Below are 12,037 nucleotides of genomic sequence, written 5' to 3' on the forward strand. Positions count from 1 at the left end.
TCAGATGTGTACCCGGTGATTTATCAACGTTGGGGAGAAAGGACGGCAACAGTTCGTGGGATGTGGCGGGATTGTCGGCTTCCTCTCCGGCCTACTCACTCGCTCCGCTCGCTCCTTGAGGCCGGAGGCTCCGCCTCGAATACGCTGACGACGCGCCCTCTCTCCCGCCGAGCGGTTCCCTCTCGTCGCCTCCCGAGCCGGATTGTCGCCGTATCGGAGCCGGCGCGGTGGTTTTTAATCCGAGCGAGCGAACCCTCGCGTATGTCCAAGCGTATCCTCGTTGCGATCGACGGCTCCGCGGAGGCGACTGAGGCGCTACGGTTCGCCGCCGAGGAGTGGCCCGACGCCGACCTCACGGCCCTCCACGTGATCAACCCGGCGGACTCGGCGACGGGGGCCGACGGCGGCTTCCCGGGGGCCTCCGATCAGTGGTACGAAAGCGCCAAAGGGCGCGGCGAGCGGATCCTCGCCGAGGCGACGGGAGCGGTCGACCGCCCGGTCGCGACGAGACTGGAGGTCGGACGCCCGAAGCGGACGATCCTCGACGTAGCGGGCGGCGAGGCGGCGGTCGGCGAGGACGAGGGATCCGGCGAACCGTTCGACCACGTCGTGTTGGCGAGTCAGGGTCGAACCGGACTCTCTCGGGTCCTCCTCGGTAGCGTCGCGGAGGGCGTGGTCCGCCGCGCCGAAGTGCCCGTCACCGTCGTTAGGTGAACGTCGGCGGCCTCCGGCGAGCGCCGGCGGTCACTCCTCGGCGCGCTCGGCCGCGACCACCTCGCCGACCATCGACCAGCCCTCCTCGTCGGGTTCGGACCGGCCGAGCAGAATCTGCTCGTAGTCCTCGGAGCTTATCAGCCGGAAGTCGGCGTCGCCGTCGGCGTCGACCCGGACGCCCTCGCCGCGGAACTCACGCTGGAAGAACTCTGTCGAGGAGAACTCGTAGACGCCGGTCTCGCCGGAGTCGAGTTCGAGTCGCACCGGCCGGGGCTGGACGTTGTGGATCCGCTTCGCGACGGGGTTGAGATCCGGCATGCCAGCGGCTCGGCGCGTCCGCGGCATAAATCTGCGGTCCTCCGAGTTCGCCGCGGAGCCTCTGAATCCGCCGCGAAGCCTCCGAGTCCGTTACGGGGCCCTCGAATCCGTCACGAAATCCAAGTTGCGGAGTCCAGAACCCTCCATCTACGCGGTTGCTCGCGCGCCGCACGACCCGGCGTCGCGATTGCGGCCCGTCGCCGTACTAGCTTAATACCTCAGCGCGCGTCTGAAGGGGTGATACATCATGATAGAATCGTCTCTCAACTACCTTCGCGACGGCGACGACGCCGTCGTCACGACCGTTATCGGCGGACTCCTCCTGCTCGCGAGTCCGCTCGTCATTCCCTCGTTTCTCGTGTTCGGCTACGTCGCTCGCGTCGTCCGGGGGACCGCCGACGGCGACGACGAGCCGCCGGTCTTCGAGGCGTGGGGCGACCTCCTCGTCGACGGTCTGAAGACGTTCGCCGTCACGTTCGTCTACTCGCTCGTTCCGCTCGCGGTCGTCGCGGTCGCGGCGGTGGTCGCCCTCGGGACGTTCGTCGTGGTGCCCGGTGGCGGCGCGGGCGGCGGTGGTACGTTCCTCGGAGCCGCCGTCGTGGGCATCCTCGTGCTGGCACTCGGACTCGTCGGGTTCGCCCTCTCGCTCGCGGGACTGTACGTCACGCCGGCGGCCGTCGCCGCCGTCGCGGAATCGGGGAAGGTCGGCGACGGCTTCGCCGTGACGACCCTCTGGGGCGTCGTCACCAAGCGCGCGTACGCGACCGGCTGGCTCACCGCGGCCGTTGTCGTCCTCGCCGGCGCACTCGCGATCGGGGTCCTCTCCGTGGTGCCGGTCCTCGGTACGATCGCCGGCGTCTTCGTCCAGTTCTACGCGCTCGTCGCTGCGGCCGCGATCATCGGCTGGACGTGGGCCGACGTGCGTCCGATCGCGCTTGACGAGACCGAGCCCGAACCCGCGGAGCGCCCCGCGGTGTGACAGAACGATAGCCCGGCGGCTCGGCGGCCGTCGAAACAGTCGGAATCGACCGTCGTACCGTTTCCCGAGTGTCGACCGGCAGGACGGCGCTCGACTTGCGTAGGACGGCGCTCGACTCGCGTCGCTATATTCTTGCAACGAGTAGTTGGGTGGCCTTCGGAATGATGATGCTGAGAAGCAGCTGCGACCAGATGCTGAACGTCGCCGGATACTCGTTCGTCGAGCTCACCATCTCCATCCGCCGTCGGAGTTCCTCGACCGTGTCTCGGTCCTCTCCCGAGACCACGTAGCGTTTGATGTCCCACCGGTTCTCGACGAGCCGCTGCTCGATCGACTTCAGTCGACGGAGTTCGTGTCGCTTCTCGTCGCGCATGAACCGGTGAAGCGTGAAGACCGCGTATCCCACCGTGGCGATCGATCCGGCCCAAATCGCCGTGAAAACGATGTTCGTCGCCGCCGTCCGTTCCATCTCGATCCCAATAATTGCTGGTCCGTAGAGAAGGAGCGCGAACGCGATCAGCCCGGCGACAACGTAGTAGTACGCGTGTTTGATCAGTTCACCGATCGGCCGGAGCCCGCCGAGCCCTTCCGGGTCGAGGAAATCGATCCCGACGTCAGAGTTCCGGAGACGCCGCGGTGCGATGAGTTCGACCGAGAGGTAGACCGCAAAGAACTGCGTGGCGATCGACGCCCAGACCGGATTCGAGACCGTCCAGCCGATCACCGCCGCGAGGTTCATCTCTCGGTAGATGGTGATGGGTCCGCCGAGAGCGAACATCCGGATGTAGTTTATGGCCAGCGCTGACAGGAACACCGTCCACGGGAGCCACGACGGGATGATGTCCGTCAGCCGCTCGGACTCGTCGACCCGGTCGTCGATCCGCATCTCCTTCATCACGTGGTAGTAGCGTCGACGGAGCGAGCGCGAGCCGTACACCGCCGCGAGCAACGCGATCGGCTGAAACACAAAGAACGGATTCTGGAGGTAGATGATCGGCTCCCCCATCGCGTACGAGTACGCACCGACCACCAGTTCGAGCGTCGTGATAGTCACAACGGCGTAGAGATACGAGGGCGGGATATTCCCCGGTAGCATGTCTGATAGCCATCCCATCCCCAGCTTCCGGGAGATCCGATCCAGCCAGAGATCCTCGTCGAACGCGTCGGTGTCGTCGTCGGGCTCAACGTCGTCGTCCAGCTCAACGTCGTCGATAGCGGCCCGGTCCCGATCGGCACTCCTGTCGGCCGCCACCGCGTCTCCCTCCCCGGCCATACCCGACAACACCCGTGTACTGACATAAATCCATGCGTACTGACATAAACTATCCCACTCGGCGTCTCAACCTTCGCGCTCGATACGCGGAGGTCGAACGAAAACGGGGATTCGACTCCGCGTCATCCGAGAAACTCGCCATCGAAAATGAGGCCGCGGGACGGTAGCGGAGCGCTACTCGTCGAGGACGTCGTCGTAGTCGCCGGCGTCGACGCGGTCGTCGAACGTCCGGGCGTCCTCGCCCTCGATGGTGACGCCGAGGGAGGCGCAGGTGCCGCCGACCTCCTTGGCGGCGGCCTTCGTGTCGTACGCGAGCAGGTCGCTCGACTTCTGCTCGGCGACCGTCTTCACCTGTTCGATGGACATGTCCGCGACGAAGTTCTCCTGCGGCTCACCGGAGCCGGTCTCGAAGCCGGCTTCGTCCTTGATGAGTTCCGCCGTGGGCGGCACGCCGACCTCGATGGTGAAGGAGCCGTCGTCGTCGTACTCGACGGTGACGGGCACTTCCATGCCGTCGAACGCGGCGGTCTCGTCGTTGATCTGCGCGACGACGTCCTGAACGTCCACCGGCGTCGGTCCGAGCTCGGGACCGAGCGGCGGGCCGGGGGTGGCCTGCCCGCCGGGGACGAGCGCTTCGATAGTTCCAGCCATGTCCGTACGAACCCGTCGGCGACTTTTAACGGTTGTTCTTTCGGGTAGGGGGAGTCAGCGGTTCGCATACTTACGATACTGGCCGTGACACGGTGATCGATCCGTTTGGTGGGGTGCGTCGATCCAGCCGTGATCGTAAACGAATGACACCGGTTCCGACTTCGACCACGAACACCGTCGAAGCCCCAGCCGTGAGGACCTCCGAAAGACGGTCGCCTCGCTTCGCTCGGCGCTGCGTCTTTCGTGGTCCCGCTCGCTTTCGCTCGCGGGACTCGCGCGCCTTGCTGCGCGCTTCAGTCGCTCGCTTCGCTCGCTCCTTCCAGTGCTTGCTGCGGCGTGCTTCGTCCTCACGGCTGCCCCTTCGATTCCCGCCCCGCACAGCACCACAGCCTCACGCCTCCCCAACCTCGTCACCGGCGCTACGCGCCGGTTGTAAGCGAGAGCTTCCCTCTCGCCCTGTCGGTGGTCCTCCGCGTTGCTCCGGACCACCGACTCCCTCGCGGACTCCTCGCGGCCGCCGGGGGCGGCCGCTCGGAGGCGCGCCGGCGGCTGGTTGGTTTATGAGTGACCGCATCGGAATTCGCGGAGCGCCGTCAACTACGAGTCCGCGGCGTTCGACCGCTCGCTCGGGCCCGTTTCGCCGGTCGCGTGTCCGGGGAGGAAGGTTCCGGTCTCCCGGCGCACCCCGACGAGGAGGACGGCCCCCGCGGCGAGCGGGAGCACCGCGCAGGCGGCGTAGATGGGCGCGAACCCGACCGCCTCGATCAGCGGGAGCGACACCATCGGCCCGAGTCCCCCGCCCACGTCGCCGAGGACGTTGTTCGTCCCCGAGGCGCGGCCCATCCGCTCGTCCGGGGTGAGGTCCGCGAGCAGGGCCATCATCGGGCCGCTCGTTCCCCCTTGTCCGGCACCGATGAAGACGCAGGCGAGGCCCAAGGAGAGGACTGAGCCGGCCCGGGCGAGCAGCAGGAACCCGACGAACGAGACGGCGAGGAACGTCAACAGGATCGGCGTCCGGGAGTTCCGGGTGTCGGAGACCCGTCCCCCCACGAGCATGAAGAACGCGGCCGACAGGACCGTGCCGGCCATGAACAACCCGGAGGTCCCCTGCGGCGCGAGCCCGAACAGCGAGATGTCGTTCTCCCCGAGGAACAAGACGAGCGTGGAGAACAGCGCGCCGATGTACGCGAACATCAGCCCGAAGTTGACTAAGCCGACCGTCACCGCGGGGACGGCGGTGTCGACCTCCCACGGCTTGATCGAATCCCCGGAGCGGTCGCCCGTGACGTGGGTCTCCGGGACGTAGCGGTACGCGACGACGCTCGCGGTGAGCGCGAACGCGGCGGCGACGACGAACGCCGCGGCGTTGCCCGCGACCGCGGAGACGACGCCGCCGAGCACGAGCCCGGCCGGGAACCCCATCGTGATCCCGCCGCGGACGATCCCCATGTTCGTCCCCCGCGAGCCGCCGTCGGAGAGGTCGGCCGCGATGGTGTAGGCGGTCGCGAACACCGCCGCGGAGCCGAGCCCCCAGAGGATCCGCGCGAGCAGGAACCACGTCTCGGGCGCGACGGCGACCCCGATCGCGCCGAACCATCCCTCCGGGCCGACGACGAGCGGGCCGGCCGCGAGCGTCGGCAGCGAGGCCGCGACGGGACGGAGCGACTCGGCGGACGGCATCGCGAGCGCGACGACGTAGCCGAGGGTGGCGACCCCCTCGACGAACAGTCCGACGACGAACGGCGTTCGCGTCCCGTATCGGTCGACGAGCGCGCCGGCGGGCGCGTTCGCGACAAGCCGGACCCACCGGTTCGCGGAGAGGATCACGCCGACCATGAACGCCGAGATCCCGAGGACTGCGCCGAGGTTCGGCAAAATCGGGAAGACGACGCCGCCGCCGAAGCCGACGAAGAACGTGCTCGCGATCACCGCGAGCAGCACCGGCGGCGGCCGCTCGAATCCGAACCGAGTCATTCGGCGTCGTCAGCGGTCTCGTCCGCGGCCCCGTCCGCGTCCGGATCTCGCCGGAGCGCCTCGATCGCCGCGTCGAGCGGCGGTAGCTCCGTATCCTCCGCCAGCAGCGGCTCGACGATCCGCCGGAGCGTCGCCTCCGCGACGGTGCGGGTGTAGCCGCCGTCCTCGTCACCCCGGACGGAGCCGGCGAGGGTGATCTGTCGCGTCCGCGCGCCGTCGAGGGTCGCCACGATCATCGCCGCCGTCTCCTCGACGTCGACCTCGCGGAAGACGCCCGCCTCGATGCCGTCCGCGAGGATGTCGGCGACGGTCCCCCGGAGCAGTCGGTCGCTACGCGCCAGCTGCTCGCGGATCCGTTCGTTGAACGGTCCCTGCGTCCGCAGTTCAAGCAGCGCGATGTGAAACGCCTCGCGGTCGGTCTCGTCGGGGGCGAAGACGAACCACCCGATGAACTGGACCAGTCGCTCGACCGGCGGGTCGTCGGCGCGGGCCGCGATCCGCTCTTCGGAGTCGGAGACGATGTACTCCAGGAAGGCGACGAGCAGGTCCTCCTTCGTGTCGTAGTGGTAGTGGAGCAGCGACTTGCTCTTCGAACACTCGTCGGCGATGTCCTGCATCGTCAGGTCGGCGTAGCCGTGGGCGCGGAGGGCGCTGTACACCCCGTCCATGATCTCTTCCGCCGCGCTCGGCGCATCGCTCATTGACTGACCGGTCAGTCAACGAGCGGTAAATCCCTATCGGTCGGGACCGTTCCCGCCGGAACCGCGCCGGTCGGGAGGCTCCCGCCGTTTGGCGACCGAACGCCGTTTGGCGACCGAGCGCCCGGCGCTGTCGCTCGCGGGTCGAAAACGGTCGAAAAGCCGATTCGCCTCGGTGTCGTCGCCGACTTACAGACGGGTGACGTTCGTCGCGCGCGGACCCTTGTCCGCCTCCTCGATGTCGAACTCGACTTCCTGACCCTCTTCGAGGTCCGGGCCGCCGACGTCCTCCATGTGGAAGAACACGTCCTCGTCCGCGTCGTCAGTTGAAATGAAACCGTAGCCGCCAGTGTCGTTGAAGAAATCGACTTCGCCTTTCGCCATTGCGACCGAATAAGCGGCGTTGGTACATAAAAGGCTTCCGCGACCCGGCGCAGCGTGAAACGCGGTGTCACGGTGGGGCGTATCGACGCGACGGCGACCGGGGTTCCGGTGTGGCGGTGCCGGATATTCGGCGTTATAGGCTGTTTAATCCCCAATTTTCCGACCCGGTCGCGTTCCGGTATCCGGGAGCGAGCGCCGCCGTGTTAGTAACTACTATACGACACCGGTTCAGAACCGTTAGGTATGAGTCAGTCGTACAATCGAGGCCTCATCGAGGACTTCGGCCGCTGGCGGGAGTTCGAGGCGGGGATGTGGGCGTGGATCTTCCACAAGTTCACGGGATGGGTGCTCATCGGGTACCTGTTCACGCACATCGCCGTGCTGAGTACGGGAATTCCGGCCGCCGGGGCGACCGAAGCGGCAATCGCCGCGGGGAACGACGTGTACACGCAGACCATCGTCTCCCTTGAGGGACTACTGCTCGTGCGCATCCTCGAAGTCGGCCTGCTGGCCGTCGCCGTCTTCCACATGCTCAACGGGACCCGACTCCTGCTCACCGACCTCGGGATCGGGTTGGACGCACAGGACAAGAGCTTCTACGCGTCGCTGATCCTCACGGGAGCGATCACCGTCGCGTCCGTGCCGACCTTCATCGCGGGGGCGTTCTGAGATGGCCGAGCGCTACTCCTCCTTCCAGAAGGGCGGTCGGATGTGGTTCCTTCAGCGGGTCACGGCCGTGTTCCTGCTGGTCGTGTTGGCGTTCCACTTCTTCCTGCTCCACTTCGTCCACCACGCCGACGAGGTGTCGTTCCTCGCGACCGAAGGCCGCATGACGAGCCTGAGCTACTACTCGCTGATGATCACGTTCCTCGTGACCGCGACGTTCCACGGGGTCAACGGCGTGTACAACGCCCTGATCAATCAGGGACTCACCGGCACGAAACGCACCGTGATCAAGTGGACGCTCGTCGCCGCGAGCGTCGTCTTGATCGTCCAGGGAATCCGCACCGCGAACGCGTGGGCGGGCATCGGACTCTACTGAACCGACAATGAGCACGCAAATTCCGAAACAGACCGAGGAATCGACCGAAACCGAGACCGAGGCGGCCGAACCCGCCTCGAAGGGCGACGAGCGCCGCGCCGAGAAGCGCCGCCGCGCGGCCGAGCGCCGCGAGCAGCGACAGGAGGAGGAGGCCGAGAAGGCCGCCGCCGACGAGAGCACGGTCGAGCTGAAGGTGTTCCGCTACGACCCGCAGGTCGAGGGGAAACAGGAGCCGCGGTTCGACACCTTCCACGTCCCGTTCACGAAGGGGATGACCGTCCTCGACGCGCTGATGTACGCGCGCGACACGTACGACTCCTCGCTCACGTTCCGCCACTCCTGCCGGCAGGCGGTGTGCGGCTCCGACGCGATGTTCGTCAACGGCGGGCAGAAGCTGGCGTGTAAGACGCAGATCTCGGACCTCGAACAGCCGGTCCGCGTCGAGCCGCTCCCGCACGCCGAGGTGACCAAGGACCTCGTCGTCGACATGGAGCACTTCTACGACCAGATGGAGGCCGTCGAGCCGTACTTCCAGACGAACGAGTTCCCGGACGGCGAGCTCGAAGAGCAGCGACAGGACCGCGAGAACCGCGAGAAGATCAAGATGTCCACGCGCTGTATCTGGTGTGGCGCGTGTATGTCCTCGTGTAACATCGCCGCCGGCGACAACGAGTACCTCGGGCCCGCCGCGATCAACAAGGCGTACCGGTTCGCGATGGACGAGCGCGAGGGCGAGGAGATCAAACAGAAGCGGCTGGAGATCATCGAGCAGGAACACGGCGTCTGGCGGTGTCAGACGCAGTTCTCCTGTACCGAGGTGTGCCCGAAGGACATCCCCCTCACCGAGCACATTCAGGAGCTGAAGCGCGAAGCGGTCAAAAACAATCTGAAGTTCTGGTAGTCCCGACAGACAGTATCAAGGGACTCCGGAACCTACGAAATTACATACCAACAATGTACGAACACGACGTCGTCGTCGTCGGGGCCGGCGGGGCGGGACTCCGGGCGGCGATCGCGGCACAGGAAGCGGGTGCGGACGTGGCGATGGTGTCGAAGCTCCATCCCGTCCGGTCGCACACGGGCGCGGCGGAGGGCGGCATCAACGCGGCGTTACGCGACGCCGACTCCTGGCAGGACCACGCGTACGACACGATGAAGGGCTCGGACTACCTCGGGGACGCCCCGGCGGTCGAGGCCCTCTGTAAAGAGAGCCCCGAGGAGGTCATCCGGCTCGAACACTGGGGGATGCCGTTCTCCCGCGAGGACGACGGCCGCGTCTCCCAGCGCCCGTTCGGCGGGCTCTCCTTCCCGCGGACGACGTACGCCGGCGCGGAGACGGGCCACCAGATGCTCCACACGATGTACGAGCAGGTGGTCAAACGCGGAATTACGGTGTACGACGAGTGGCACGTGATGGATCTCGCGGTCACCGACGAGGACGACCCCGCCGAGCGGACCTGTCACGGCGTCGTCGGCTACGACATCCAGAGCGGTGAGGTTAGCGGCTTCCGCGCGAGAAACGGCGTCATCCTCGCCACCGGCGGGATGGGGCAGGTGTTCGATCACACCACCAACGCGGTCGCCAACACCGGCGACGGTGTCGCGATGGCGTACCGCGCCGGCGTCCCGATGGAGGACATGGAGTTCATCCAGTTCCACCCGACGACGCTGCCGTCGACCGGCGTCCTCATCTCCGAGGGCGTCCGCGGCGAGGGCGGAATCCTCTACAACGAGGACGGCGAGCGGTTCATGTTCGAACACGGCTACGCAAACAACGACGGCGAGCTCGCCTCCCGCGACGTCGTCTCCCGCGCCGAGCTGACCGAGGTCAACGAGGGCCGCGGCATCGAGGACGAGTACGTCCACCTCGACATGCGGCATTTAGGCGAGGAGCGCATCCTCGACCGGTTGGAGAACATCCTCCACCTCGCGGAGGACTTCGAGGGCGCGGACGGGCTCACGGAGCCGATGCCGGTCAAGCCCGGCCAGCACTACGCGATGGGCGGCATCGAGACGAACGAGCACGGCGAGACCGTCATCGACGGGCTGTACGCGGCCGGCGAGTGCGCCTGTGCGTCGGTCCACGGCGCGAACCGCCTCGGCGGCAACGCGCTGCCGGAGCTCATCGTCTTCGGGAAGCGCGCCGGCCGGCACGCGGCGGGCGAGGAGATGGGCGAGGCCGAGGTCACGACCGGCCGCTCCACCGACTGGGAGCCGGCCGACTACGAGTTCGGCGTCGCGGTCGGCGAGACGGGCAGGTCGGACACGGCGGCGGCGGACGGCGGTGCGGTGGCGACCGACGCCGAGAGCGTCGTCGTCGGCGCTGTCGACCGCGCGCAGGAGCGCGTCGAGGAGCTGCTCTCCCGCGACGGGCGCAACCACGCCGAGATCCGCTCGAAGGTTCAGGAGACGATGACGGCCAACGTCAACGTGTTCCGCGAGGAGGGCCGGCTGGAGGAGACGCTGGCCGACCTCCACGAGGCGCGCGAGGCGTACAAGGACGTCGCGGTGTCGGACCCGTCGCGGACGTTCAACACCGACCTCATCCACACTATCGAGACTCGGAACATCCTCGACATCGCGGAGGCGCTGACGATGGGCGCGCTCGCCCGCGAGGAGTTCCGCGGCGCGCACTGGCGCAAGGAGCACCAAGAGCGGAAAGACGAGAACTGGCTGAAACACACGCTCATCTCGTGGAACGACGGCGAGCCGGAGCTGTGGTACAAGCCGGTCGTCCTCGAAGGCGAAAACAAGACGTACGAGCCGAAGAGTCGCTCGTACTGATCCGAGCGGCGATACCGCCGATCCGCGGCGTCCCGTCGGGCCCCCGCTCCGTCCTACGGGATCGATCCGGATCGTTCACGGTCTCGTATCCGTCGACGGTCGAAAACCCGCGTCGATACGCGTCGAATCTCCGTTCGTCGACCGACGATGTCTCGGCTGATTCGCCGAAATATGCGTCTTGACGCGCTCTCAATCCTCTTCAGATTGTTTCGACGAACGTTGAATAGGGGATTTATTATCGTCGAAGCCAACCGATCGAACAAGATGATCGAGACGGAAACCGCGTCCGCGGCGGCTGCCGCGTTGCCCCCGGAACTTCAGTCGCCCCGCGCCAAGCTCGTGTACCTCTACCTGACCACGAACGGCGACGCCACGGTCTCGGAGATGGGCGACTCGCTCGGGATGAAGAAGCTCTCCCTGTACAGCATCCTGAAGACACTCCGAAACGAGGGGCTCGTCGACTGCGACGGCGACTGTTACGTGCCGAACTGACGCGGTCGCTCCTTCTCTCGGCCGTGCCGGCTCGACTCGCGAGCGTCGCGGCCGGAGCGTTTAGGGACGCGGAGCGTCCACGTCAACCGTGGACGCGAACCAGACGGAGTTCGAGAACCCGTTCGGGATGGATCCCGACTGCGAGAACTGCGACGAGCTGTGCGGCGTCCGCGACCGCGTCGTTCACGGCTACGGCGACGTGGGGGCCGAGTTCCTCGTGGTCGGTACCGGCCCAACCGCGGCCGCCGAGCGCAACGGCGTCCCCTTCACCGGCGACGGCGGCGGCGAACGCGTCCAGTCGATCTTCGGCGACCTCGGCTTCGTTCGCTCGGAGCCGGACGCCGCGGAGCCGGACGTTCAGAACGTCTTCTTCACGAACCTGACGCGGTGTCGACACCCCGACCGCGCCCCCACGGACCGAGAGGTCGACACCTGCGAGCCGTTCCTCAACGCGGAGGTCCGGATGATAAACCCGCAGATCATCGTCCCGGTCGGCGAGCGCCCGCTCCGCGAACTGGCGGTCGAGTACACGACGCGCCGGCCGGACTCGTTCGACGTCGACGCCGAACACGCGACGACGATCCGCGGGCGCGGATTCGAGCTGGTGCCGATGAAGGAGCCGGCGACGATGACCGACGCGGAGGCCGACGCGTTCCGCGATCACATGCGCGAGAGCGTGTTGAGCCGGGACTACCGGCAGACGAAGGGACGCCGGAGCCGCTGAGAGG

At 67.0% G+C, this 12,037-nt stretch carries 14 protein-coding genes; 8 read left to right on the forward strand and 6 right to left on the reverse strand.

The window, feature by feature from the left end; all coding sequences use genetic code 11:
• The first annotated feature begins 261 nt into the window (after positions 1-261).
• Positions 262-714 carry a universal stress protein gene (locus tag QOL69_RS01100; RefSeq protein WP_283401702.1) on the forward strand — a complete coding sequence of 151 codons (453 nt, stop codon included), beginning with the start codon at positions 262-264 and terminating at the stop codon, positions 712-714.
• A 30-nt stretch (positions 715-744) separates the two neighbouring features.
• Here QOL69_RS01100 and QOL69_RS01105 read toward each other — a convergent pair whose 3' ends face one another.
• Positions 745-1,032, reverse strand: coding sequence for a DUF8072 family protein (locus QOL69_RS01105; protein ID WP_283401703.1), 288 nt, complete (start codon positions 1,030-1,032; stop codon positions 745-747).
• Positions 1,033-1,279: 247 nt separating this feature from the next.
• Here QOL69_RS01105 and QOL69_RS01110 point away from each other — a divergent pair, with 247 nt between their 5' ends.
• Positions 1,280-2,011 (forward strand): DUF4013 domain-containing protein, encoded by a 732-nt coding sequence (locus QOL69_RS01110; protein WP_283401704.1) that lies wholly within the window; start codon positions 1,280-1,282, stop codon positions 2,009-2,011.
• Between the two features lie 124 nt (positions 2,012-2,135).
• On the opposite strand, the gene QOL69_RS01115 is transcribed toward QOL69_RS01110, so the two are convergent.
• The 5 genes from QOL69_RS01115 to QOL69_RS01135 all read right to left on the reverse strand — a co-directional run bounded on the left by QOL69_RS01115 (position 2,136) and on the right by QOL69_RS01135 (position 6,991).
• Positions 2,136-3,284: a hypothetical protein gene (locus QOL69_RS01115; protein ID WP_283401705.1), complete on the reverse strand. Its 1,149-nt coding sequence runs from the start codon at positions 3,282-3,284 to the stop codon at positions 2,136-2,138.
• A 174-nt stretch (positions 3,285-3,458) separates the two neighbouring features.
• Entirely contained in the window at positions 3,459-3,935 is a 477-nt protein-coding gene (locus QOL69_RS01120; RefSeq protein ID WP_048077660.1) for a 50S ribosomal protein L11, read from the reverse strand.
• 597 nt (positions 3,936-4,532) lie between these two features.
• The gene (locus tag QOL69_RS01125; RefSeq protein WP_283401706.1) at positions 4,533-5,909 is read right to left on the reverse strand and encodes an MFS transporter; all 1,377 of its coding nucleotides are present in this window, start codon (positions 5,907-5,909) and stop codon (positions 4,533-4,535) included.
• The gene (locus tag QOL69_RS01130) at positions 5,906-6,610 is read right to left on the reverse strand and encodes a TetR/AcrR family transcriptional regulator (RefSeq protein WP_283401707.1); all 705 of its coding nucleotides are present in this window, start codon (positions 6,608-6,610) and stop codon (positions 5,906-5,908) included. Before QOL69_RS01130 ends, QOL69_RS01125 begins: the two co-directional genes overlap by 4 nt.
• A gap of 186 nt (positions 6,611-6,796) precedes the next feature.
• Positions 6,797-6,991, reverse strand: coding sequence for a cold-shock protein (locus QOL69_RS01135; protein ID WP_283401708.1), 195 nt, complete (start codon positions 6,989-6,991; stop codon positions 6,797-6,799).
• Between the two features lie 243 nt (positions 6,992-7,234).
• Here QOL69_RS01135 and sdhC point away from each other — a divergent pair, with 243 nt between their 5' ends.
• The 6 genes from sdhC to QOL69_RS01165 all read left to right on the forward strand — a co-directional run bounded on the left by sdhC (position 7,235) and on the right by QOL69_RS01165 (position 12,033).
• Entirely contained in the window at positions 7,235-7,660 is a 426-nt protein-coding gene (sdhC, locus tag QOL69_RS01140) for a succinate dehydrogenase, cytochrome b556 subunit (protein ID WP_283401709.1), read from the forward strand.
• Position 7,661: 1 nt separating this feature from the next.
• The gene (locus tag QOL69_RS01145; protein WP_283401710.1) at positions 7,662-8,033 is read left to right on the forward strand and encodes a succinate dehydrogenase/fumarate reductase transmembrane subunit; all 372 of its coding nucleotides are present in this window, start codon (positions 7,662-7,664) and stop codon (positions 8,031-8,033) included.
• A 7-nt stretch (positions 8,034-8,040) separates the two neighbouring features.
• Positions 8,041-8,934, forward strand: coding sequence for a succinate dehydrogenase/fumarate reductase iron-sulfur subunit (locus QOL69_RS01150; RefSeq protein WP_283401711.1), 894 nt, complete (start codon positions 8,041-8,043; stop codon positions 8,932-8,934).
• Between the two features lie 53 nt (positions 8,935-8,987).
• Positions 8,988-10,817, forward strand: coding sequence for an FAD-binding protein (locus tag QOL69_RS01155; protein WP_283401712.1), 1,830 nt, complete (start codon positions 8,988-8,990; stop codon positions 10,815-10,817).
• Between the two features lie 264 nt (positions 10,818-11,081).
• Complete coding sequence (locus tag QOL69_RS01160) at positions 11,082-11,309, forward strand: TrmB family transcriptional regulator (RefSeq protein ID WP_048077657.1); 228 nt, start codon at positions 11,082-11,084, stop codon at positions 11,307-11,309.
• Positions 11,310-11,397: 88 nt separating this feature from the next.
• Positions 11,398-12,033 carry a uracil-DNA glycosylase gene (locus tag QOL69_RS01165; RefSeq protein WP_283401713.1) on the forward strand — a complete coding sequence of 212 codons (636 nt, stop codon included), beginning with the start codon at positions 11,398-11,400 and terminating at the stop codon, positions 12,031-12,033.
• Positions 12,034-12,037: the final 4 nt, after the last annotated feature.

The organism is Halorubrum sp. DM2, assembly GCF_901686465.1.
In the GTDB taxonomy this organism is placed as follows: Archaea; Halobacteriota; Halobacteria; order Halobacteriales; family Haloferacaceae; genus Halorubrum.